Raw genomic sequence first — 23789 nt, forward strand, 5'->3', positions numbered from 1 at the left:
AATTTTATGCAAACAAAGGAACAAAGCACAGAAAATAAAATTTGTCCATTAGAAATTGCTGTAAATACCATCAGCGGAAAATGGAAAATCCCAATTGTATGGCAGATTAATGATGGCAAAAAAAGACCTAGTGAATTTTTACGTGGCATTGCAAAAGTAGATCGGCGTGTTTTAAATCAGCAATTGAATGAAATGGTCGAAGACGGGATATTGGTAAAACAATCTTTTAATGAACTTCCTCCCCGAGTTGAATATTCTTTGACCGAAACGGGAAAACAACTAGTAGAAATTCTCTGGAAATTAAATGATTGGGGGAAAATACTTATTCGGGAAAACAAAATTGAACTTCAATCTTAAAATAGCGAACCATGAAAGCTGATGAATCTTATTTAGAAAGCGTTAAAAAACAATTTTTATATTATAAAATACTTGGCGAAAAAGCAATCGATCAACTCGAACCAACACAGCTTTTTGTTTCGTTTAATGACGACACCAATAGCATTGCTACTATTGTAAAACATATTTCAGGAAATATGCTTTCACGCTGGACAGATTTTCTAACTTCTGACGGAGAAAAAGAATGGCGAAACCGTGATGCCGAATTTGAAAATGATTTACAATCGAAAGAAGAAGTTCTTGAACTTTGGAATAAAGGCTGGAATTGTTTAGAAAATGCTTTACAAAGTTTAAAACCAGAACAACTTTCAGACATTATTTACATCCGAAATGAGGGTCATACAGTTATAGAAGCCATAAATCGTCAATTGGCACATTATCCTTATCATGTTGGACAGATTGTTTTTTATGCCAAACAATTGAAAAACAGTTCATGGAATAGTTTGTCGATTCCGAAAAATAAATCAGGAAATTATAACGCTGAAAAGTTTGCCAAGGAAAAAGAAATCAAGAACTTTACAGACGAAGAATTAAAAAGATTGAAATGATAGAATATTATGCAAATTTTGGCGGGACATGTTGGTGGATCTTAATTAAATTCTGTAAAACAAACTTAACCGAAGAGCAGAGTTCTAAAAATAAAAAACGGAATTTACTTTTTTTGACTTTTATAACTCTTGTAATTTTCTTTTTTATTCTTTAATTAAAAAAGAACTTCTAAAAACCTAAGCCATAGCCCTGATGGAAGCGACATCCTTTTGTGGTGGGGTTCACCACAAAAGATACAGCGTACAGCAGGATTAGCTCCTAAAAAACAACTTATTCAAAATGAAAAAAATTATATTCTTATTTCCTTTTCTTGCTTTAGTATCTTGCTATAATGCAGAGCATAATTGCAAAGATTTTAAAACTGGAAAATTCAAATTTGAAACGGAAGTCAATGGCGAAAAAAAAACTACTTTTTTTGAACGTAAAGACGACATCGAAATTGAAACTTTTGAAGGAAAAACTGATACCGCAACCATTCGTTGGGTAAGCGATTGCGAATATGTTCTCCAGAAAAAACATCCAAAAAATATGGCTGAGGAAAAAGCAATCAGCATGAAAATTTTAACGACTTCTAAAGATTCTTATACTTTTGAATTTGGCTTGGTTGGTTCTGAAGAAAAACAGCGAGGCACCGTTTACAAAGTTGATTAAATAATTAAGCTTTTTTGCTACAAAGGCACAAAGACGCCAAGGACTTATTTCTTTGCGACTTTGTGCCTTTGTGGCAAATTATTATAATGTGTTTCTTTTACATTTCTATTTTAAATAGTACATTAGAACTTTAATCTAACCAAATGAAAAATACCATTTCGCAAAGGGTTGCTGATTTTTTAAAGAATTATCCGCCGTTTAATTTTCTTCATCAGAAAGACTTAGAAAAGCTATCTGAACAAATTTCTATTATTTATAAAGAAAAAGATGCTGTGATTTTTGCTGAAAATGACAAAACGCATGATTCTTTTTATGTGGTTCATAAAGGTGCCGTTGCTCTTAAAAAAGTACTAAAAATACAGTTTTAGACATGTGTGACGAAGGTGATATTTTTGGATTACGTCCGCTTTTAGCGCAAGAAAACTATATTATGGAGGCTGTCGCGCATGAAGAAAGCATTTTATATGCCATTCCGATTGCGGTTTTTAAACCTTATGCTCTAGAAAATAGAAATGTTGGTAATTTCTTGATTGAAAGTTATGCCTCTAACACACGAAATCCATATTCTGACATTCATAAAGATAAATTATATGGTGACGATGATCAGCTTCACGAAAATCTTCATTCCAGCAATCATTCTTTTGACTTAGCACCTATAAAATATTCTAAAAAAATTGTGACCTGCAGTCCATCAACTACAGTAAAGGATGTTGCAAAAATCATGAATAAAAAGAAAGTCGGTGCGATTTTAATTGTTGATGAAATGCTGCCAATTGGTATTTTGACTGATAAAGATCTTCGAAACAAAATCGTTACTGGAGATTTTCCTATTACAACAACCGCCGAAACGATAATGACAAAACCTGTTATTACATATCCAAAAAAAATGACAGTTACTGAGGCGCAAATGGCAATGATGAAAAGTAATATCAGCCATTTGTGTTTGACAAAAGATGGAACTGTAAACACCAAAGCGGTTGGAATTTTATCCAAACATGACGTAATGGTTGCACTCGGGAATAATCCTGCGGTTTTGATAAAGGCTTTGAAACGCACTAAAAAAATCAAAGAAATAAAGCCAATTCGCAACCGAATTATGCAATTACTTCAAGGTTATCTAGACCAAAATATTCCGATGACTTTGATTACAAAAATTATCACTGAACTTAATGAAGCTTGCACAAATCGCGTTATTGAAATTTGTCTAGAAAAAATGAGCAGTCCGCCACGGTAAAATTTTCGTGGCTTGCGCTTGGAAGCCAAGGACGCGGAGAACAAATGTTGCATACTGATCAAGATAATGCAATTGTATATGAAAATGTAAATGAAGTTTTTAGAGATGAAACTAAAGTGTATTTTCACAAATTTGCGGGACTTGTAAACAAAGGTCTTTTTGAAATTGGCTACGATTACTGTCCTGCCGAAATGATGGCTTCAAACCCAAAATGGTGTATGAGTTTAGACGAATGGAAAAGCCATGTACATCATTGGATTACAAATCCAGGTAAAAATGAGGTTTTATTGTCGTTTATTTTCTTTGATTACAGTTTAACTTATGGTGATACCGAAGTAGCAAACCAATTGTCTGATTATATTTTCGAAGATTTAAAAGCAAATCCTATTTTTTACATGCACTTGGTGAGTGGTGCTCTGCAAAGCCCATCTCCTACTGGTTTCTTTAGACAATTTTTGGTTGAACAAGATGGTGCAAACAAAGATAATTTTGATATCAAACGAAGAGCTTTAATGCCTTTAACAGATGCCGCTCGTGTTTTAATTTTATCTCATTCGGTTAAAGGAATCAGCAATACGGCAGAACGTTTTGAAAAATTAGCTGAATTAGAACCTAATAATAGAGAATTGTATTTATCGTGCTCTTATTCATTTAAAGCTTTATTAAAATTTAGAACTAAACAAGGTCTTCTACATCATGATTCTGGTCAGTTTATCGAATTGGAATCTCTAACCAAAATGGAAAAAATTAAGCTGAAACGTACTTTTAAAACTATTAAAGAACTTCAGGAACTTATTTCGGTTCGTTTTAATATCTCAAATCTGGTATAATAATGAGTTTATTCAATTTTTGGAAAAAGGAAGAAATTAATTTATTCGATGAAAATATTACGATCGAAGAAACTCATTTTGTGGTTTTAGATACCGAAACTACTGGATTTGATTATGAAAATGACCGTATTTTATGTATCGGCGCATTGGTTCTTCAAAACGGAATTATTAATGTTCAGGAAAGTTTTGAGGTTTATCTGGAACAAGATCATTATGACAAAACTACGGCACAAATTCATGGTATTTTAAAAGATCTGCTTGTTAAACGTCCGAGTGAGCTTGAAGCTTTACAACAATTTTTAGAATTTCTGGGCGATTCGATAATCATTGCACATCATACTATTTTTGATATCACAATGATCAATAAAGCTTTAGAAAGAAACGATCTTCCTTCTTTAACAAATAAAACCTTAGACACCGCTTATTTGTATAAAAAGACTTTAATTCAGTCGCATCTGTTTGAAAGAAAAGATCATTACACGCTGGACGATTTGGCCGATAAGTTTGATATTTCAAAAAAAGATCGCCATACTGCTTTAGGCGATGCCTATATTACAGCCATAGCATTTCTTAAGATTGTAAAGAAATTAAAAGAGAAAAAAGCAATTAATTTAAACCAATTATTTAAATAGAAAAGGCTTGAATTGAAATTCAATTCAAGCCTTTTAAAATTTTATTCATCAATAAAAATTCGATACGGAAACACATTTGAAGACCTGCTTTTCAGATTCTTCATAAAGCTATCGCATAAATACTCCCACTCCGAATCAGACAAATGCTGTTTCTCTTCAAGATTTGTCTTGATATATATATCTACGGTTCGGCTAAAACCAGCTTTTACAGAGATTTCTTTTCGTGTGCCTTTTTCTATTTTAATCTCTAGAATTGAATTTTTAAAATGATTAAATCCAAAGGCTTTAATATCTGCAAAAGTTACAATTCTACCGCGTGTGAGCAGCGCATTTCTATAAGCCAGAATTCTGTCTTTGTTGCTTTGTTTGTTTAAGCCTCCGGCTGTATTTGTCATTAAAGTTATACTATTGCTTACAAAAGTTAAATCTGAAGATTCTAAGACTGTCCCTGTTTTAACATCATTTCCTTCTTCTGCACAGGTTGACCAATAGTTAATTTGGAACGAATTTTCCATGTTTTTTTCAATCTTAGGCTTGATCATTAAATAGGGATCATTATTCTTCAAAAAGCTACTTTCTTTAGCCTGTTGTTCAACAGATGCTAAAAGCTGGCTGATTTGTGACAAGGAGCTGGTCATGAAATCTTTTCCTAAGCCTGAAAATGAAGATGTTTCATCCTTAAGCAGATCAAGCAAATTTTGAAGCAGTTCCGACGCAGTTCTCGAATCAAATCTAGAAACGCCACCTATTCTCAAAACAGCATTTCCTTCTTCTACAACTCCTTCTTTAAATTCTTTTATTTCGTAATGATTATTAAGAGGGTCTATTACCGATTCGATATCGAGATAAATATTATTTCCTGTTTCTAAAGCCACGTATGAAAGAAAATTACCTAAACCTATACCTAAAGAATGGCGCTTTTTATTTATTACTGGAAAACAATTTGCTGTAAAAGAAACATTCTCTATTATTTGAGGAACCACTGACTCTGGAAAAACGAGCTTTATCCAAATGATTGGCTTTGTCTGCATTGTTTGTAATTTCTTCTAAATATTTACACTCACTCGAATACTCTGAAATTTTTTTATACTTTAATCCTCCTTTTAACGTATAGAAATTATCAAAATAATATTCGTTAATTTCCTGCATAATCTCATTGAGATGCGAATAATTACGATTTATTATATTTTCAATATCTAAGCTATTTAAAGGTACATTATACCCTTCTTCAACCTTAATTTCAATATTGTCATAAAAACATTTTACCTGCTTTAAGTAATAGTGAAACATTTCTTTTTGATGAGTATTTTTAATATCTATGTAAAGCATTAAATCTTCCAATTCTACATTCTCATCATTTAACTCAATACCTAAAACGATTTCTCCTGCCGGCAAAGTATGCTTATAATCTTTAACAGCATCTTTATAAAAAAGATTCGAAATTTTAAACATATTTCTCTCGTAAGCTATGTAAGCAATGTTACAAGGTGCAAGTTTTACTTCGAGTGTTGGCGAGAGTACTATTTCTTTTATTATAGGTTCCAGAGGATTGTAAATATTATGAAGCCTCCGCTTTACAAGCATTTGATTTTGCAGAGAAGTTTTTCTATTATTCTCAGTTGGAAACGCATGTGCAACTGCCCTTGCAGGTTTTGCTCCCGAAACAACTTCTGGAAACATAATTTCTAAAACTCTTTCTACAATACGAGTTTTTGAATCTTCTAGTTCATGAGCTACTTTTTCAAGTTCATATGATAATGCATTTAGCATCATAGACACTACAGGATCAAACGATGTCTCCATTTCATGGGTCACCTCCAGGATACGTGGGATACGAGGCAGGAGGAGTATTAATAAACAAGATTAGACAAAAACCTTACTCGATTGTTTTATTTGATGAAATTGAAAAAGCACACCCTTCTGTTTTTGATATATTTCTTCAAATCATGGATGAAGGCAAACTACATGACCGTTTAGGAAAAGAAGGAGATTTCTCTAATGCAATTATTTTGTTTACATCAAACATTGGAGCAGATCATATTGCAAGCACTTTTAATGAAGGTAAAATTCCAGCATCAAGTACTTTAATGGAAATTATGGGGCAATATTTCAGACCAGAATTTTTAGGTCGTCTAACTGAAATTGTACCTTTTGCACCTATCAGTAAAGAAAATGCATTGAAAATCTTCGAGATTCATCTTAAAAAAGAATTTACCGATTTATTGAAAAACATCAATATTTCGGTCAATATTCCTATAGAAGCTAAACTTTATCTTGCCGAAAATGGCTATAATACCAAATTAGGTGCAAGGCCAATTAAAAATATTATAACAACTCATTTAAGAAGACCTTTAGCCAAAAAAATAATATCCGGAGAAGTACAAAACGGAGATACTATTTCTGTCTATATCGAAAACAATGAAGTAAAATGGATTAAACAAGAGTAGACATTTCTGAGAATTAAATCAATTATTAAAACACAAAAAAACGCTAAGAAATTAAATTCTTAGCGTTTTGTTTTTTTATTCTAAAACCAAACCTATTTGCCCATCGTCATCTAATTCTGTTTCTACAGGATCATCTTCTGAAATTTCAGGTTTTTCAGGAATTTCTTCGACTGGTTCTTCGTAAGGAAGCGGGTCTAATAAATTCACTTGTTTTAATTTATCTGTTGTTAATTGATTTCCTAAAGCTTTGAAACCTTTTACGGCTATAAAGTCTTCAACATCTATATGAAGATCTTCTTTTTGAACTCCTTTTACTTTTGCAAAAACCAATTGTGCTACAGGACGATAATCTGTAGAAACGATTTCTAACTGTGAATTTGGATGATCGGTAATAAAGCTTTCTTCTTTTCCTTCATTTTCTACAAGGAAACGTTTCAAGAAATAACGTTCTTTTTCTCCATCGTAATAAATAGCAGAAATTGGTTTTTTAGGTTTCCATTTTTCCAAAACAATCATATCTTCCTCAAAGTGAGTTGATAATTCCGGAATAATAACTTTTAATTTACCTGACTGACTGATAACTAAAATTTTATCGCTTGGTTTAAATTCGCCCAACAACTCTCCTCTCGCATCAACATTTAAACGTTTTACGGTATCATCAAACCAAACTTTTCTTGGTAATAAAGTCGAAATTCCTTTTTCTTTTAATTCGATTTTCTTGATTGGATATTTTGTAACCAAATTTCCTTTCGAACCACGTCCTTTAATCGCTAAATTAGCAAAATCAATATCGAATTTCAGCTTCTTAATCGTTCCAACCTGACGCAATAAGATAGTCACAACTTCAGCTTCTCCGTTTGGATTATGCGAAAAATAAACTACCTGAGAACCATTTGTTCCATTTGTTAAATCGTAGGCTTTATCACGTGTTACTCCAGTAACATTAAAACGCTTTATGTATGATGGACCTGATTTACCATCACGATACATCATGTTATAAATAGTTCGTTTATCATTTTTATCAAAAACGGTCGCGTGAATAATATCTTTTCCTATAAAAGTCTTAGAATCTACTTTTGTAATCATCAATGTTCCATCGCGCAAAAATACGATAACATCATCAATATCAGAACAATCACCTACGTATTCATCTTTCTTTAAACTTGTTCCCACAAAACCTTCTTCGCGGTTTACGTATAATTTTGTGTTACGTAAAACTACTTTTGTAGCCTCTACATTATCAAAAACTCGAAGCTCGGTTTTACGTTCACGTCCTTTTCCATATTTCTCTTTCAATTTGGTAAAATACCCAATCGCAAAATCTGTAAGATGCTCTAGATTGTATTCTACCTCTTTCATTTCTTCTTCTAATCTCGAAATCAATTCGTCTGCTTTATCAGAATCGAAACGCGTAATACGAATCATTGGAATTTGAGTCAAACGTTGTAAATCTTCATCATTGATTTCTCTTACGAATGATTTCTTGAAAGGCTCAAATCTATCATACAAGTATTTATATAATGATTCTCTGTCTCCATATAACTTGAAGTCAATGTACATTTCTTCGCGAATGAAGATTTTCTCCAAAGTAGAGAAATGCCATTTATTCTTTAATTCTTCTAATTGTATTTCAAGCTCTTGCTTAAGCGACTCAACCGTTCTTTCTGTCGAAATCCTCAACATTTGGGAAACACCAATAAACAGAGGCTTATTATCTTCAATAACGCATCCTAAAGGCGCTACAGAGGTTTCACAAGCTGTAAATGCAAATAATGCATCAATAGTTTTATCTGGTGAAACTCCTGGGAAAAGATGAATTAAAATCTCAACATCGGCTGCAGTATTGTCTTCAATTTTCTTGATTTTGATTTTGCCTTTTTCATTGGCTTTCAAAATACTGTCAATTAAACTCGAGGTATTGGTAGAAAACGGAATCTGAGTAATCACCAATGTATTTTTGTCTAACTGCGAAATTTTAGCACGTACGCGTACACGTCCGCCACGCATTCCGTCGTTATAATTCGAAACGTCGGCAATACCCTGCGTCATAAAATCAGGATAAAGCGTAAACGGTTTTCCTTTTAAGATTTTAATCGAAGCATCAATTAATTCATTAAAATTATGAGGTAAAACTTTTGTTGACAAACCTACTGCAATACCTTCTGCTCCTTGTGCTAAAAGCAATGGGAATTTTACAGGAAGATTAATTGGTTCGGCTTTTCTACCATCATATGATAATCCCCAGTCTGTAATTTTTGGAGAATATAAAACCTCCAAAGCAAATTTAGATAAACGTGCTTCAATATAACGCGAAGCTGCTGCTCCATCACCTGTTAAGATATTTCCCCAGTTTCCTTGGCAGTCTATCAATAAATCTTTTTGTCCAATTTGCACCATTGCATCACCAATACTTGCATCTCCGTGTGGGTGATACTGCATGGTGTGCCCTACTACATTGGCAACCTTATTATAACGGCCGTCATCTAGCTCTTTTAAAGAGTGCATAATACGACGTTGAACAGGCTTAAATCCGTCTTCGATAGCAGGAACTGCACGTTCCAAAATTACGTACGAAGCGTAATCCAAGAACCAGTCTTTGTACATTCCGGTTACTTTTGTTATAACGTCTTCGCCTTCTTCTTCCTGATTTTCGTAAAAATGCTGTCCTACAAATTGTTTAGCATCTACGTCGATAATCTCATCGTCATCTCCATTTTGATTGTCATCAAACTGGTTTTCATCCTGATTATTCTCGTCGTCGTTTGGAATTATGTTATCGTCTTCTTCGTCTTTCATATATTTTGTTCAGTATAACTACTAAAAAATTCTTCTACTTTAATTTTAAGCTTCCTCAAGCTCATCAATTTCAACCTTCAGATTCTTGATAATGAACTCTTGTCTATCTGGGGTGTTTTTTCCCATATAGAAAGACAATAATTGCTCAATTGAAGTATGTTTGTCCATCATAACGGGATCAAGACGGATGGTATCTCCAATAAAGTTTTTAAACTCGTCTGGAGAAATCTCTCCCAAACCTTTAAATCGGGTGATTTCTGGTTTTGGTTTTAGTTTTTCAATCGCGTCTTTTCTTTCTTCTTCAGAATAACAATAAATCGTTTCTTTTTTATTACGAACTCTGAAAAGTGGTGTCTGTAAAATATACAAATGCCCTTCTTTGATTAATTCTGGGAAAAACTGAAGAAAAAATGTAATCAAAAGCAAACGAATGTGCATTCCGTCGACATCAGCATCAGTTGCGATTACGATATTGTTGTAACGTAATTTTTCTAATCCATCTTCAATATCAAGTGCTGCTTGCAATAAATTGAATTCCTCATTTTCATACACGATTTTCTTAGTCATCCCGTATGAATTCAAAGGCTTACCACGTAAACTGAAAACGGCTTGTGTGTTTACATCACGCGATTTTGTAATCGATCCAGAAGCCGAATCTCCCTCGGTAATAAAAAGCGTGCTTTCTAAGTTTCTTGGGTTTTTGGTATCAGGAAGATGTGCACGGCAATCTCTTAATTTTTTATTATGTAGATTGGCTTTTTTAGCACGATCTGTCGCTAATTTTCTAATTCCTGATAATTCTTTACGCTCACGTTCTGCCTGAAGAATTTTACGCAATAAAGCATCTGCAGTTGTTGGATTTTTATGCAGGTAGTTATCTAATTTCGTTTTGATGAAATCGTTAACGAAAGTACGAACAGAAACTGCTGGTGTTCCATCATCAGAGCCCATATCGGTAGAACCTAATTTTGTTTTGGTCTGTGACTCAAAAACCGGTTCCATTACTTTAATGCTAATAGCACTTACAATTGATTTACGAACATCTGATGCTTCGAAATTTTTATTATAAAATTCACGAATGGTTTTTACAACTGCCTCACGATAAGCCGCTAAGTGCGTTCCTCCTTGAGTTGTGTTCTGACCATTTACGAAAGAGTGATATTCTTCACTGTATTGCGTTTTACTATGTGTCAGCGCAACCTCTATATCATGCTCTTTTAAGTGAATAATCGGGTATTCTAGATCTTCTTCTTTAATTGTTTCTTCTAATAAATCGCGAAGTCCATTTTCTGAATAATATTTTTCCCCATTGAAAATAATAGTCAAACCATTGTTCAAATAACAATAATTTTTGACCATTTTGATTACATATTCTAAACGAAATTTATAATTTTTAAAGATTGTTTCGTCTGGCGTAAAAATTACTTTTGTTCCCTTACGTTTCGTCGTATCGATAATATCTTCTTCCTGAACCAGATTTCCAGCTGAGAATTCTGCAGATTTTTGTTTATCATCACGAACAGATTCTACACGGAAATAATTAGATAAAGCATTAACCGCTTTCGTTCCGACACCATTCAAACCAACTGATTTTTGGAAAGCTTTAGAATCGTATTTTCCTCCGGTATTCATTTTCGAAACTACGTCGACCACTTTACCCAACGGAATTCCACGTCCATAATCACGAACAGAAACTGTTTTGTCTTTAATACTTACCTCGATAGTTTTTCCGGCACCCATAACGAACTCATCGATACAGTTGTCTAAAACTTCTTTTAAAAGAATATAAATACCATCATCTGGTGATGATCCGTCCCCTAATTTCCCGATGTACATACCCGGACGCATACGAATATGTTCCTTCCAATCGAGTGAACGAATATTATCTTCGTTGTATTGATTTTGCTCTAGCATAAATGAATTTAGGATTTTTGGCTAATTTACCATTTATCAACAAAAAATGAAAGCGTATTTCTTTTTTGTTATGAATAATAACAGTTCAAAATCTATTTAAATTGATTTTAAAATAAAATGGACATTAAAATTATAAAAAACTGCTTTTTCAGCAAAAAAATACTATTTGATTCCGAGTACTTCTTTTGCCAATGCAATCATTTCGGGCGTTCCTGTATTTTTGTTCTTTTCGTCTGAAAGTTTGACCACTCCTTGCCAATGTACATTATCGGGCTTTGTATCGGTTAGTTTTATAACCATATTCATAGCCGGAAGTCCAACATCGTTAGTGAAATTTGTTCCGATTCCGAAAGACATTTTTATTTTGTCCTGACAGAAATCGACAATCTTTTTTACCTTATCGTAATTTAAAGAATCTGAAAAAACAATAACTTTTGATTTTGGGTCGATTCCCATTTTATTATAGTGGGCAATCACTTTTTGAGCAAACTCAATTGGATCGCCACTGTCATGTCGAACACCGTCAAAAAGTTTAGAATATTTTTTATCAAATTGATTGAAGAATATTTCTGTTGTATAAGTATCTGTTAAAGCGATTCCGAGATCACCGCCATAAACCTTTGTCCAATTTTCGAGACTTATAAAATTTGCCACCTGAAAACCATATTGCGCAGCATGAAACATAAACCATTCGTGAGCATGCGTCCCTAAAGGTCTTCTATTGTTAACCATTGCAAAATGCACATTACTTGTTCCAATAAAACTGTTTCCGCCGTAGGTTCTTAAAGTTTCATTGACTAAATCATGAACATCGTAAGAATGACGTCTTCTTGTTCCAAATTCTAAAATCGAAACTCCTAATTTATTATAATTATCGATTTTCTCTTTTGTTAGCTCTTTTATGGCTTCATCATTTAAACGAATTAAATGATTTGATTTATAAAAAAGCTCCGAAATAAGCGCCATTAAAGGAACTTCCCATAAAATAGTCCTATACCAATAACCTTCTACTGTTACTGAAATTTCTGAACCTTCCTGACTAATCTCAACCTCAGACGGATCAAAACTATAACCTTGCAGAAAATCTAAATAAGTAGGATCAAGATAAGGACAATAATGGGCTAAATAACTTTTTTCTTCTTTTGTTAAATGAAGCTCAGATAATGCATCAACAGATTTTCGAAGTAAATCTGCAAATCCTTCTGGGAAGACATGTTTACCTCGATTTATAAATCCATAACGAACTTTTGCTTTTGGAAAAAGTTTAATTACAGCATGCTGCATTGTAAATTTATAGAAATCATTGTCTAAAATTGATTTCAAAAAAGTATTTTCCATAGCACTCAAGTTCTTTTCATTCCTTGCTAAGATACGCTAATTTCAGAAAACACAAAAATTGTAGATTTCTTAATTTCTACTAAACAATTTTAAAAGAAACAATGCTTTCTGTGTCTATAAAAATCGTGATGTAATCTCCGATATTTTTATCAATTAGAATTTGAAATTCTAAACTTCCGCGCTTTTCTTTCGGATTAAGAACTTTAACTGGCTGATTCTTTCTGTTTAAATAAAAAACCTGGCTTGATTTGGAAACATTTTTAATCTCGACCGTGATTTTATCGCCATTCTTAGCTTCGATTATTCCCAAATTTGGAGTTTTTATTTTATAATCGTTTTCTATGGTTTTATTATAAATTAAAGGTCCATCTAAGAAATCACTTTTACTGATTCTGTCTCCAAGAAAAGTTCCCGAATCTGGATAATGCTTTGCAAAGAAATACTCGGGATTAGTATCAAAATATACAGGATTAAAATCGTTAACCATCCTTCCTTTACTGATATCATAATATCCTTGTCCCCAAGTAACATCTACAAGACGCCATTTTTTATCAATTAAAACAACATTCCAAGCGTGGTTTGATGAAGTCGCTTTACGGCCAATATCTCTCAAATTTGTTTTTGAATCGCCTCGAATTATTTCGCATTTCAAGTTTACAAGCTCTGCTAAATGCTGATACAAAGCTGTAAAACCTTCACAAACTGCTTTTTTAGATTTAAAAGCTTTCTGAATTAGATTATCATTCAGTTGTTTTATTTTTCGCTGTTTTTCGGCTTCTGAAGAATAATTGAAACCTTGCACTCTTGGAGGATTCAAATACGCATTGTAATCATATCTTATATTGAAAGCAATCCAGCTGTAAATAGCACGAGCACGATCATAATCCGAATCAAAATCTTTTTCGATTTTGTCAGCTAATTTCTCTGTGCTATCAAAGCTTTTTGGGTATTTTGCAACTATTTTATCAACTTCGCTAATCTTCTGAGAAAAAGCAAAATTGATAAAAATACTATTTAATAAAAGGAAAATAAGGGCAATCTTTTTTTGTGGCATTTAAAAATTTGATTTAATAATATCTTTCAATTCCTGATCCAATTCTGGATTAGAGATTTTATTTTCTTGTAAATCAAAATTCGAGCCAAATGCTGGCAATGAAAAACTTCCTTTAATTTCTGCTCCATAGCGAGGAAAGAGATTCTGTGCAATTCCTAAAACAGATGCGCCTCCTCTACCGCCTGGAGAAGTTGCCAATAATAACATTGGTTTATGCTGAAAAACATCTTTTTCGATTCTTGAACTCCAATCGAAAACATTTTTGAAAGCAACAGAATAATTTCCGTTATTTTCTGCCATTGAAACTACTAAAATATCAGCTTCTTTCAATTTGTTTAAGAATGCTTGTGCAACTTTATGCTGACCAACTTCTTTTTCAAGATCAACACTAAAAACTGGCATTGCAAAATCATTCAAATCTAAAACTTCAACGTCTGCATTTTCAAATAAACTTGATGCATAAGTAGCTAAACGTTTATTGATTGAGTGCTTACTGTTACTTCCTCCAAAGGCTATTATTTTCATATTTGTGGTATTTGTTTTTTCAACCACATAAGTAATATAAGTTCATTTAAAAAACTTTGTCTTTTAATTTAAAGAAGCCAAACTTAAATTTTCTTATATTACTTATATGGTCTAATATTAATTTTCTATTTCAAAAATCTCTTTTTGTATTTCTACAGAATAATCATTTGGCGAAATACTTCCACCGAAAGCTTTGGCATAAACTTTTGTAAATTCTGCTCCAAAATATAAAATAATAGCCGAATAATATACCCAAACCAAAATTATAATTACAGAACCCGCTGCGCCGTAAACACTTGCAACTGTTGAGTTTCCTAAGTAAACTCCTATGGCAAATTTACCTATCATGAACAAAATTGCAGTGCAAGAGGCCCCTATAAAAGCATCTTTCCACTTAATCACTCCATCTGGTAAAGTTCGGAATATAATTGCAAAAAGCAATGTAATACTGGCAAAAACAATCACTAGATTCACAACATAAAAAAGATATATTGTTGTGTCTGGAAAATAAAGTTTTAAACGGGCATTTAAAACGTCGAGTGTAGCATTGAGCATTAAACTGACCAACATTAAAAATCCAACAGAAACGATCATCGAAAATGACATCAATCTGTTTTGTATAAATTTTTTCAAGCCTTTATTTGGTTTTGCACGAAGCCCCCAAATGTAGTTGATCGAACTCTGAATTTCAGCAAAGACTCCTGATGCACCAACTAATAGCATCACAACTCCAAATACGGTTACAAAGACATTACTGTCTGATAATTGAACATTTTTGATTGCCTCCTGAATCTGTACAGCAAGCATTATTCCCGACCAATCGATTTATCTGACCATATAATTGTCCTGTGACTGCCTCTTCCCCAAAAAAGAAGCCACAAATGGTAATTATAATAATCAACAAAGGAGGCAAAGCAAAAATGGTATAATAAGATAACGCTGCGCTTAACTTTATCGCATTGTCATCGTTAAATTCTAAAAATGTTGTTTTTAATAAATACCAAGTTTTCGAAAAGATATTATGATTTTTCATTTGCTGATTTTTTGATATTCACTCAAATTTAAGCAATAATGAAAATTCCTTACTTCTTGGATTTTCGTTGAGTTTTACATTTTTCCCACTACCTACGAAATATTCATAACGGAATATTTTTTTATCTATTATTTATAATGACAAAAAATCCCTTTATCATAAACAGTCCATAAACTCGCTTTTTGATTGGCTGCTTTTAGGGCATTATTGGCCCAAGTATTGCAAGTATAAAAAAGGCTGTAACTTCCTTTGGCTTCATAGAAAGCATCTTTTCTTCCGTAACTATGCCCTTCAATCCATTGTGGATGAACTGAATCACTAAAACTGTTTGAAATATAATTGACTAATTTTTGATAATTTTCTTTTGAAATCAAAATGCGTTTGCAGTCATCTCCTTCTCTTAATTGCTTGAAAAATGTAGCATGTACAGCAGATGAACTAATCCCGAAAGCGACTTTAAAGGCTGTGCTTGCTTTTAAATCTGACCATTCTGGTGTTTCAAGATAAAATCCTTTGTCTCCCCAACCAAAAGCAATATAATTCATTAACGAATCTTTTGATTGAGTTTGACTGAATTGAATTTCGTTTCGCCAGTCTTTGATTTCATTTTTTATAGGAACAACAATATCAGTATGAACTCCATTAGAAAGAATGTAAATGGGAACGGCATCTTGTTCTTCGACTTTTGCAATATCAGAATTGACTGTAATTTTTGAAATAATTAAAACAGAAGAAATGTACAAAGCAAGAAAACTAAAGATTCCGAAAAGTGTCCAGCCTAGGATTTTGAATGTTTTTTTTAGCATTTTGATTGGTTGATTTTAGATTAGTAATTGGTTATTTTTTCTGTAACCAATTTTTGAGCCAAAAATTTTTCAGTTGCTAAAATGGGACGCGGATTTTACAGATTCGCTTTCGCGAAAGCGCGGATTTAAACGGATTTAATTTTCATTTTAAACATAAAAAAACTGCTGAATTTCTCCAGCAGTTTAGTCTATTCTCTTTGTTCTTTGTTCTTTCTTTTTTCCTCTAAAAAAGACTAAACGTTAAAACGGAAATGCATTACATCACCATCTTTCACGATATATTCTTTTCCTTCAACTCTGAATTTTCCAGCTTCTTTTGCTTTTGCCTCAGAACCATAATGAACGTAATCGTCATATGAAATTACTTCTGCACGAATAAATCCTTTTTCAAAATCTGTATGAATAACTCCTGCTGCTTGTGGCGCAGTTGCTCCAATGTTGATTGTCCAAGCGCGAACTTCTTTCACACCAGCTGTAAAATAAGTTTGCTGTTTTAACAATTTGTAAGTCGCACGAATTAAAACTGATGCTCCTGGCTCTTCTAATCCCATATCTTCTAAGAAAACCTGACGCTCTTCGTAGCTTTCTAATTCTGTGATATCTGCCTCTGCACCTACAGAAAGTACAATAACTTCAGCTTCTTCGTCTTTTACTAATTCACGAACTTGATCAACATATTTGTTTCCGTTTACTGCTGAACTTTCGTCAACGTTACAAACATATAAAACTGGTTTTGCTGTAATTAATTGAAAAGCTTCCATCAAAACTTCTTCATCATTGTTTTGAGGAATAATTGTTCTTGCAGATTTTGCCTGTAAAAGAGCTTCTCTAATTCTGTTTAATAAAGCTTCTTCTGCCTGAGCTTCTTTATTTCCGGTTTTTGCAAGACGTTTTACTTTTTCTAAACGTTTTTCAACAGTTTCTAAGTCTTTTAACTGCAATTCGATGTCGATAGTTTCTTTGTCACGAATTGGATTTACGTTTCCGTCAACGTGCACAATATTATCATTATCAAAACAACGTAAAACGTGAATAATAGCATTACACTCTCTAATGTTTCCTAAAAACTGGTTTCCAAGACCTTCACCTTTACTTGCTCCTTTTACCAAACCTGCAATATCTACGATATCTACAGTTGCCATTTGAACGCGCTCTGGTTTAACCAATTCTTCCAATTTATTGATTCTTGGATCTGGAACGTTTACAACACCAATATTAGGTTCGATTGTACAAAACGGAAAGTTAGCACTTTGCGCTTTTGCATTAGATAAACAATTAAATAATGTTGATTTTCCAACATTTGGCAATCCTACAATTCCTGCTTTCATCTGTTTGTTTCTATATTATTTTAATCGGTCTTTAATTTCTTAGACCTGTTATGCTTTTTAAAAATTGACAAAATGCTCTTTTTGGGCATTAAAATTTTGCAAATATAAGATTTAATAACTCTTTCGCGAATTAAATATTTGTATTAATAAAATTTAAGAAACAGTTCTTTTTACTTCTCAGATTTATTATTCTACTTTTCTTTTAAAATTTTTCTTTTTTCAATAAAAAAAATCCTGAACAATAAAGCCCAGGATTTCTTCTTTCCATTTATTAATTACAATTTAAACTCTAACGATGCAATAATTGCCTTTTCTTGATCTGTTGCCGTAAATCCCGAAATATCCCAATAATTAGTCAAGATTTTATTTTTCTTATTAAAGAGCGATTTTTCCTTGAAAACATCACTTTCATTATAGGTGAAATTTTGTTTATTAAAACCTGTTGTGATAAAACTATTTCTTACTTGCACATTTTTAGTTTTATCTTTTAGAACAACATTATAGCCAATTTCTTCATTAGAACTCAATAAATAATAATCATTTCCGTCCCATCTGTAGTTTACTTTAACAAACGATTTTGTAATATTTTTATCACCCTCTTTTGTCTTTTCAACCACTTTATCGAGACTTGTAGGCGTAACCGAAATGGTAAATTCTACTATAATTTTTTTCTCAGGATCGTAAATAATTTCAAAATTATCAATTGCTTCTTTGGCTTTATCCAAAGGAACAACTGACATTATGTAGTAATCTTTGTTTTTTGAATGTCCTTTGGTTGTAAAATCATATTCCTTTTTGGCTTTTGGATCTAATAATGGTTCTAAGTATTTGAAATTTGAGTAATTCTCCATTATATTATTCAAATTATACCCTTTCAAATCAGCACTTACATCTTCTTCTAATAATCCATAAGAACGATTTTGTTCAACCAATAAAGTAGTTGCATTATTATTTTTATCAAATTGAAAATTTACCAATCCATCATTATAATACGTATACTGATTGTCGAGCATAAAAAACTCTCTCACATATACTTTCTGTCTATGGGATATACTAATTTTCTTTGTAGAATTGTTAACCAATTTCTGCAGTATTTTTTCTGGAGATTCTTTAGATAAAACTACTTCATCTAATTTATTGTTTTTACTCTTTAAATAAACAACAAATTTTTGATCTCCATTTAAAGAAGTCCAGCGTACGGTCAAATCTTCGTAATTAGTTTCAGAAACCTGAACATTAGATCCACCAGTCAGCATAAAAGTAACTTTTCCTTCTTCATTGCTCAATAAAATCTGCTGGGTTTTCATTATTTTAACTGTAGCATTTTGTATTGGCTCCATAGTCTCTATATCCTTAACAATAATAGAATACTCTTCGTTTTGCGCCAAAACACTTACATAGTTAAATAAAACAACAAATAAAAGTAGCATTTTCTTCATAGGCATTGTTATTTTTTCAACTAAAGTATTAATTTTTTAACAATAAATCAACACTCAAAAATTTAAAACATTAATTATCAAAAAACTAACTTTTAAAAATACCTGAAATCAGGATAAAAAAAATCCTGAGTTTTCCAACTCAGGATTCTATAATTTATCAAACAATTATTCTTACTCGTTATGTAAGAAAGCTTGCCTTTCTAGTAGAGTTTCTTCGTCCTCAACGTGATTGTCATCAGGTACACAACAGTCAACAGGACAAACAGCAAGCACACTGCGGTTCATCATGAAAACCTTTACATTCTGTACATTTTCCAGGTACAATATAATAGATTTCATCAGAAATTGGAGTTTGCGCATCATCAGCGTCTACTTCAGTTCCGTCAGGTAAAACAATTTTTCCAGAAAGACTAGTTCCGTCTTTATATCTCCAATCATCTGCTCCTTCATATATTGCTGTATTTGGGCACTCTGGTTCGCAAGCCCCGCAATTGATGCATTCGTCAGTTATAATAATTGCCATCTTTTTATTTTTCTTAAAGTTAAAAGTCGTATAGTCTCATCGTCCGAAAAAAGTACACAAAAGACATTCTTTGCTTTTGACTTGATGACTTTTGACTTTCGACTTAATTATGCTTATTTTTGTGCAAAATTACAATCAAAACAATTCATAAACAAACATTATGACATTAGAAACAAAAAAAAGTGTTTTTGTTGAATTAGGAAAATTTTTAAGTCAGTTTTCTGAAGGCGCTTCTGCGCAAAAATCTGACGTCTTATATAATGATCTCTTTTTTGATGATTTCAATAACCTGATTCATTTATCGCAATCTCATAATGGATGGTATACTCCTGAACAGGTTTATTTCTCTATACAATCTTGGGCTGAAGCTTTGACAAAAGAAAATATTGACAAATGGCTTTCTGTTTATAAAATTGAAGAAAATAATGAGAATCCAAAAACTATTGCTTTGATTTTAGCAGGAAATATTCCCTTAGTAGGTTTTCATGATTTCTTATCGGTTTTAATTACAGGCAACAAAGCTTTAATCAAAACTTCTTCAAACGACCAGCATTTATTACCATTTTTAGCTAAATATTTAATTGCTGTTGATGAAGATTTCAAAAACAAAATCACTTTCGTAGAAGGAAAACTAGAAAACTTCGACGCTGTAATCGCTACAGGAAGCAACAATACTTCTCGTTATTTTGAATATTATTTTAAAGACAAACCTTCAATCATTCGTAAAAACAGAAATTCGGCGACGATTTTAACCGGAAAAGAAACCAACGAAGATTTAGAAGCATTGGGCGAAGATATTTTTAGATATTTTGGTTTAGGATGTCGAAATGTTTCCAAGCTTTTTATTCCAAAAGGCTATACTTTTGATGCTTTTTTCCAAGCCATGTTCAAATATCAAGACGTTATTCATTATGAAAAATACGCTAATAATTATGATTATAACAAAGCTGTATTTTTAATGAGTAATTTCAAATTACTAGACAACGGATTCTTGACTTTAAAAGAAGATTCAAGCTACGCTTCGCCTATTTCTAGTGTTTTTTATGAATACTACGAAAACCTTGAAGATCTAGAAAAACGCCTTCAGGAAGACACAGATCAAATTCAATGTATTGTTAGCAGTAATTTAACTACAAATAGTATTGCATTTGGCGAAACGCAAAAACCGCAATTGTGGGATTACGCAGATAATGTCGATACTATAACGTTTTTGTTAACAACAAAGTAATAAATTGTTTAATTATTTCGAATATTTTAACGCTTTTTCGGCTCTTATTACCGAAATTTGCGTCTTTAAAATTTTCGACTATTAACAACAACCATGAAAAAACACAACTACAGCGCAGGACCAAGTATTTTACCTCAGGAAGTTTTTGAGAAGGCATCAAAAGCAATTTTAAATTTTAATGATTCAGGGTTATCTATTCTTGAAATCTCGCACCGAAGCAAAGATTTCGTTGCAGTTATGGAGGAGGCTCGTTCCCTTGCTTTAGAATTATTAGGACTTCAAGGAAAAGGTTATCAGGCTTTATTTTTACAAGGTGGTGCCAGCACAGCATTCTTAATGGCTCCATACAACTTAATGAAAGAAAACGGAAAAGCAGACTTATTTAGATTCGGGAACGTGGGCAACTGCAGCAATCAAAGAAGCAAAACTTTTCGGTGATACTGTTGTCGTAGCTTCTTCAAAAGAAGACAATTATACTTATGTTCCAAAAGGTTACGAAATTCCAGCTGATGCTGATTATTTCCACTGCACAAGCAACAATACTATCTTTGGAACTCAAATGAAAGATTTTCCAGCAACAAACGTACCTGTTGTTTGCGATATGAGTTCTGATATTTTTTCACGTGAATTAGATTTTTCTAAATTCGACTTAATCTATGCTGGAGCTCAAAAAAATATGGGACCTGCTGGAACTACATTGGTAGTAGTTAAAGAAGAAATCTTAGGCAAAAACGGAAGAACAATTCCTAGTATGCTAGATTACGCTAAACACATTAAAGGAGAAAGTATGTACAATACTCCACCTGTATTTGCTGTTTACGTTTCTCTTTTAACTTTACAATGGATTAAAGAAAAAGGCGGAATCGCTGCTGTTGAAAAATTAAACAACGCTAAAGCAGAATTACTTTACGCTGAAATCGACAGAAACCCGTTATTCAAAGGTGCTGCTGCAGTAGAAGATCGTTCAAATATGAACGTAACTTTCTTATTGAACAATCCTGAACACACGGAAACTTTTGATGCTTTATGGAAAGTCGCAAATATTTCTGGATTGCCAGGACACCGTTCTGTAGGTGGTTACAGAGCTTCTATCTACAACGCTATGCCAATTGAAAGCGTTCAGGTTTTAGTTGATGTAATGAAAGCTTTGGAAGCTAAAGTTTAATTTTTTTCGGTTAATCGTTAATTTGTTTAACTGTTTAATCGTAAAAACATTTCCTTTAGAAAAATATCAAAAAAGAAAAAATTAAAAATTGGTTTATCGATTAAACAAATTAACGGTTCACCAAATAAACAATAAACACACAATGAAAGTATTAGCAAATGACGGAATTTCTAAAAGCGGAATTCTAGCCTTAGAAAAAGGTGGATTTGAAGTTATAACTACAAAAGTAGCTCAAGAACAAGTAGCTAACTATATCAATGAAAATAATGTTGACGTAATTTTAGTTCGTAGTGCAACTAAAGTTCGTAAAGATATAATCGACGCTTGTCCTGGTATCAAAATCATCGGTCGTGGTGGTGTTGGTATGGATAATATCGATGTGGATTATGCTAAAAGCAAAGGAATTCATGTAATTAATACTCCAGCTTCATCTTCAGAATCTGTTGCTGAATTAGTTTTCGGTCACTTATTCAATGGTGTACGTTTTTTGCATGATTCTAACAGAAATATGCCTCTAGAAGGAGATTCAAACTTTGACGGTTTGAAAAAAGCATATGCTAACGGAACTGAATTAAGAGGAAAAACTTTAGGTATTGTTGGTATTGGTCGTATCGGACAAGCTACTGCAAAAATGGCTCTTGGTTTAGGAATGAAAGTTATTGCGACTGATAGTTTTATTCCTCAAGTTGATGTAAAAGTTGAATTTTTCGACGGACAATCAATTACAACTACAATCGTTTCTCAATCTTTAGAGTCTTTATTTAAAGAAGCTGATTTCATTACATTGCACGTTCCTGCTCAAAATGGTTATATCATTGGAGAAAAAGAACTTGAAATCATGAAAGATGGTGTTGGAATCGTGAATTGTGCTCGTGGTGGTGTTATTGATGAAGTAGCTTTGGTAAAAGCTTTAGATTCAGGAAAAGTTGCTTTTGCTGGTTTAGATGTTTTCGAAAACGAACCAAAACCAGAAATGGCAATCTTAATGCACTCTAAAATTTCATTAACTCCACACATTGGAGCTGCGACTGGAGAAGCACAAGACAGAATTGGTACTGAATTAGCATCACAAATTATTACTTTGTTAAGCTAATCACTTATAATTAAATTACTTGCAAAGGGATTTATTAACATTGTTTAATAAATCCCTTTCTTTTTTTGTTTAAATTTGAGTTCTAATCTAAATCCTAAAAATCATGTTTGAACAATTAACTCAATTAGTGCAACAATATGGAGGTGATGCAGTTGTAAACAATAACGCTATCCCAAATGAACATAACGAAGCTGTTATTAGCGAAACCAGCAATTCTATTTTTGAAGGATTAAAAAAGATTGTTTCTGAAGGCGGAACTGATCAAATTGCTGGATTATTCAATGGAAGTTCAGCCATTGACAGCTCAAATCCGGTAGTGCAACAAATTCAGCAACAACTAAGTGGAAATCTTGGCGAAAAATTCGGTTTAAGCAGTGCCGATTCAAATGGAGTTGCTTCCAATTTAATTCCACAGATTTTAGGTTCTCTAGTGAATAAAGCAAAAGATCCGAACGATAGCAGTTTTCAAATTTCAGATATTATAAATTCAATTTCAGGAAACAGCGGACAAGCTTCGGGAATAATGGACACCATTTCTAAATACGGAATGCAATTTGGCCTTGACCAAAACAACGACGGAAAAGTTGACGTTGCAGATGTTCTTGTAGTGACCAAAAGCAAAGGAGGAATCGCAGGTTTTATTGGAAAGTTGTTTGGAAGCAAATAACTCTTTAAGGCCCAAAGTTACATAGGTTCAAAGCGACAAAGGCTTTTAAAAAACTCAAAAAAAGGATTACAAAATTGTAATCCTTTTTTTGAGTTTTTTAGCAAGAAGTTAAACCTTTGTTACTTTGAACCTTTGCCTCTC

Annotated in this window: 17 protein-coding genes and 5 pseudogenes; 10 read left to right on the plus strand and 12 right to left on the minus strand. The window is 32.7% G+C overall.

What is annotated here, in order from left to right; all coding sequences use genetic code 11:
• Positions 1-6: 6 nt before the first annotated feature.
• The 5 genes and pseudogenes from P5P87_RS08160 to P5P87_RS08180 all read left to right on the plus strand — a co-directional run bounded on the left by P5P87_RS08160 (position 7) and on the right by P5P87_RS08180 (position 4292).
• On the plus strand, positions 7-357 hold the full coding sequence (locus tag P5P87_RS08160) for a winged helix-turn-helix transcriptional regulator (protein WP_278022198.1): 351 nt from the start codon (positions 7-9) through the stop codon (positions 355-357).
• Positions 358-368: 11 nt separating this feature from the next.
• Complete coding sequence (locus P5P87_RS08165; protein WP_278022199.1) at positions 369-944, plus strand: DUF1572 family protein; 576 nt, start codon at positions 369-371, stop codon at positions 942-944.
• A 280-nt stretch (positions 945-1224) separates the two neighbouring features.
• Complete coding sequence (locus P5P87_RS08170; RefSeq protein WP_198857104.1) at positions 1225-1596, plus strand: DNA topoisomerase IV; 372 nt, start codon at positions 1225-1227, stop codon at positions 1594-1596.
• Between the two features lie 143 nt (positions 1597-1739).
• Positions 1740-3660: pseudogene (locus tag P5P87_RS08175) on the plus strand (DUF294 nucleotidyltransferase-like domain-containing protein).
• A 2-nt stretch (positions 3661-3662) separates the two neighbouring features.
• Positions 3663-4292: a 3'-5' exonuclease gene (locus tag P5P87_RS08180; RefSeq protein WP_278022200.1), complete on the plus strand. Its 630-nt coding sequence runs from the start codon at positions 3663-3665 to the stop codon at positions 4290-4292.
• Positions 4293-4333: 41 nt separating this feature from the next.
• On the opposite strand, the gene P5P87_RS08185 is transcribed toward P5P87_RS08180, so the two are convergent.
• Both P5P87_RS08185 and P5P87_RS08190 read right to left on the minus strand, forming a co-directional pair.
• Entirely contained in the window at positions 4334-5323 is a 990-nt protein-coding gene (locus P5P87_RS08185) for a hypothetical protein (protein WP_278022201.1), read from the minus strand.
• Positions 5214-6065, minus strand: coding sequence for a type VI secretion system baseplate subunit TssF (locus P5P87_RS08190; protein WP_278022202.1), 852 nt, complete (start codon positions 6063-6065; stop codon positions 5214-5216). The genes P5P87_RS08185 and P5P87_RS08190 overlap by 110 nt, the downstream gene beginning before the upstream one ends.
• Before the next feature lie 8 nt (positions 6066-6073).
• On the opposite strand from P5P87_RS08190, the pseudogene P5P87_RS08195 reads away from it, so the two are divergent.
• A pseudogene (locus P5P87_RS08195) lies at positions 6074-6739 on the plus strand (AAA family ATPase); the annotation flags it as partial.
• 75 nt (positions 6740-6814) lie between these two features.
• Here the strand turns inward: P5P87_RS08195 and P5P87_RS08200 are convergent.
• The 10 genes and pseudogenes from P5P87_RS08200 to P5P87_RS08250 all read right to left on the minus strand — a co-directional run bounded on the left by P5P87_RS08200 (position 6815) and on the right by P5P87_RS08250 (position 19495).
• Complete coding sequence (locus P5P87_RS08200; RefSeq protein ID WP_278022203.1) at positions 6815-9535, minus strand: DNA gyrase/topoisomerase IV subunit A; 2721 nt, start codon at positions 9533-9535, stop codon at positions 6815-6817.
• A 45-nt stretch (positions 9536-9580) separates the two neighbouring features.
• On the minus strand, positions 9581-11449 hold the full coding sequence (locus P5P87_RS08205; protein ID WP_278022204.1) for a DNA topoisomerase IV subunit B: 1869 nt from the start codon (positions 11447-11449) through the stop codon (positions 9581-9583).
• A 162-nt stretch (positions 11450-11611) separates the two neighbouring features.
• The gene (pncB, locus tag P5P87_RS08210; RefSeq protein ID WP_278022205.1) at positions 11612-12787 is read right to left on the minus strand and encodes a nicotinate phosphoribosyltransferase; all 1176 of its coding nucleotides are present in this window, start codon (positions 12785-12787) and stop codon (positions 11612-11614) included.
• A 79-nt stretch (positions 12788-12866) separates the two neighbouring features.
• Positions 12867-13841: a transglutaminase domain-containing protein gene (locus P5P87_RS08215; RefSeq protein WP_278022206.1), complete on the minus strand. Its 975-nt coding sequence runs from the start codon at positions 13839-13841 to the stop codon at positions 12867-12869.
• Positions 13842-14366 (minus strand): NADPH-dependent FMN reductase, encoded by a 525-nt coding sequence (locus tag P5P87_RS08220; RefSeq protein ID WP_198857097.1) that lies wholly within the window; start codon positions 14364-14366, stop codon positions 13842-13844.
• Positions 14367-14483: 117 nt separating this feature from the next.
• Positions 14484-15399 (minus strand): annotated as a pseudogene (locus tag P5P87_RS08225) (YihY/virulence factor BrkB family protein).
• Positions 15400-15527: 128 nt separating this feature from the next.
• Positions 15528-16205, minus strand: a complete 678-nt coding sequence (locus tag P5P87_RS08235; RefSeq protein ID WP_278022209.1) for a TIGR02117 family protein — start codon at positions 16203-16205, stop codon at positions 15528-15530.
• A 233-nt stretch (positions 16206-16438) separates the two neighbouring features.
• The gene (gene ychF / locus P5P87_RS08240) at positions 16439-17533 is read right to left on the minus strand and encodes a redox-regulated ATPase YchF (RefSeq protein ID WP_278022210.1); all 1095 of its coding nucleotides are present in this window, start codon (positions 17531-17533) and stop codon (positions 16439-16441) included.
• Positions 17534-17808: 275 nt separating this feature from the next.
• Positions 17809-18972: a hypothetical protein gene (locus P5P87_RS08245; RefSeq protein WP_278022211.1), complete on the minus strand. Its 1164-nt coding sequence runs from the start codon at positions 18970-18972 to the stop codon at positions 17809-17811.
• Positions 18973-19143: 171 nt separating this feature from the next.
• Positions 19144-19495 (minus strand): annotated as a pseudogene (locus P5P87_RS08250) (4Fe-4S dicluster domain-containing protein).
• Positions 19496-19655: 160 nt separating this feature from the next.
• On the opposite strand from P5P87_RS08250, the gene P5P87_RS08255 reads away from it, so the two are divergent.
• From P5P87_RS08255 to P5P87_RS08270, 4 genes and pseudogenes are all read left to right on the plus strand, one after another.
• Positions 19656-20723, plus strand: coding sequence for an acyl-CoA reductase (locus P5P87_RS08255; protein WP_278022212.1), 1068 nt, complete (start codon positions 19656-19658; stop codon positions 20721-20723).
• 93 nt (positions 20724-20816) lie between these two features.
• Positions 20817-21888: pseudogene (serC, locus tag P5P87_RS08260) on the plus strand (3-phosphoserine/phosphohydroxythreonine transaminase).
• A 142-nt stretch (positions 21889-22030) separates the two neighbouring features.
• Entirely contained in the window at positions 22031-22981 is a 951-nt protein-coding gene (locus tag P5P87_RS08265) for a D-2-hydroxyacid dehydrogenase (protein WP_278022213.1), read from the plus strand.
• A gap of 103 nt (positions 22982-23084) precedes the next feature.
• Positions 23085-23648, plus strand: coding sequence for a DUF937 domain-containing protein (locus P5P87_RS08270; RefSeq protein WP_198857089.1), 564 nt, complete (start codon positions 23085-23087; stop codon positions 23646-23648).
• Positions 23649-23789: the final 141 nt, after the last annotated feature.

It is taken from the genome of Flavobacterium ginsengisoli (assembly GCF_029625315.1).
In the GTDB taxonomy this organism is placed as follows: Bacteria; Bacteroidota; Bacteroidia; order Flavobacteriales; family Flavobacteriaceae; genus Flavobacterium; species Flavobacterium ginsengisoli.

What these genes read in the sequence shown, in the direction of transcription:
- P5P87_RS08245 (WP_278022211.1), bottom strand. Translation starts at nt 18,972, where the DNA reads ATGAAGAAAATGCTACTTTTATTTGTTGTTTTATTTAACTATGTAAGT.
- P5P87_RS08235 (WP_278022209.1), bottom strand. Translation starts at nt 16,205, where the DNA reads ATGCTAAAAAAAACATTCAAAATCCTAGGCTGGACACTTTTCGGAATC.
- P5P87_RS08165 (WP_278022199.1), top strand. Translation starts at nt 369, where the DNA reads ATGAAAGCTGATGAATCTTATTTAGAAAGCGTTAAAAAACAATTTTTA.
- P5P87_RS08220 (WP_198857097.1), bottom strand. Translation starts at nt 14,366, where the DNA reads ATGAAAATAATAGCCTTTGGAGGAAGTAACAGTAAGCACTCAATCAAT.
- ychF (WP_278022210.1), bottom strand. Translation starts at nt 17,533, where the DNA reads ATGAAAGCAGGAATTGTAGGATTGCCAAATGTTGGAAAATCAACATTA.
- P5P87_RS08185 (WP_278022201.1), bottom strand. Translation starts at nt 5,323, where the DNA reads ATGCAGACAAAGCCAATCATTTGGATAAAGCTCGTTTTTCCAGAGTCA.
- P5P87_RS08190 (WP_278022202.1), bottom strand. Translation starts at nt 6,065, where the DNA reads ATGATGCTAAATGCATTATCATATGAACTTGAAAAAGTAGCTCATGAA.
- P5P87_RS08160 (WP_278022198.1), top strand. Translation starts at nt 7, where the DNA reads ATGCAAACAAAGGAACAAAGCACAGAAAATAAAATTTGTCCATTAGAA.
- P5P87_RS08255 (WP_278022212.1), top strand. Translation starts at nt 19,656, where the DNA reads ATGACATTAGAAACAAAAAAAAGTGTTTTTGTTGAATTAGGAAAATTT.
- pncB (WP_278022205.1), bottom strand. Translation starts at nt 12,787, where the DNA reads ATGGAAAATACTTTTTTGAAATCAATTTTAGACAATGATTTCTATAAA.
- P5P87_RS08170 (WP_198857104.1), top strand. Translation starts at nt 1,225, where the DNA reads ATGAAAAAAATTATATTCTTATTTCCTTTTCTTGCTTTAGTATCTTGC.
- P5P87_RS08200 (WP_278022203.1), bottom strand. Translation starts at nt 9,535, where the DNA reads ATGAAAGACGAAGAAGACGATAACATAATTCCAAACGACGACGAGAAT.
- P5P87_RS08215 (WP_278022206.1), bottom strand. Translation starts at nt 13,841, where the DNA reads ATGCCACAAAAAAAGATTGCCCTTATTTTCCTTTTATTAAATAGTATT.
- P5P87_RS08270 (WP_198857089.1), top strand. Translation starts at nt 23,085, where the DNA reads ATGTTTGAACAATTAACTCAATTAGTGCAACAATATGGAGGTGATGCA.
- P5P87_RS08205 (WP_278022204.1), bottom strand. Translation starts at nt 11,449, where the DNA reads ATGCTAGAGCAAAATCAATACAACGAAGATAATATTCGTTCACTCGAT.
- P5P87_RS08180 (WP_278022200.1), top strand. Translation starts at nt 3,663, where the DNA reads ATGAGTTTATTCAATTTTTGGAAAAAGGAAGAAATTAATTTATTCGAT.
- P5P87_RS08265 (WP_278022213.1), top strand. Translation starts at nt 22,031, where the DNA reads ATGAAAGTATTAGCAAATGACGGAATTTCTAAAAGCGGAATTCTAGCC.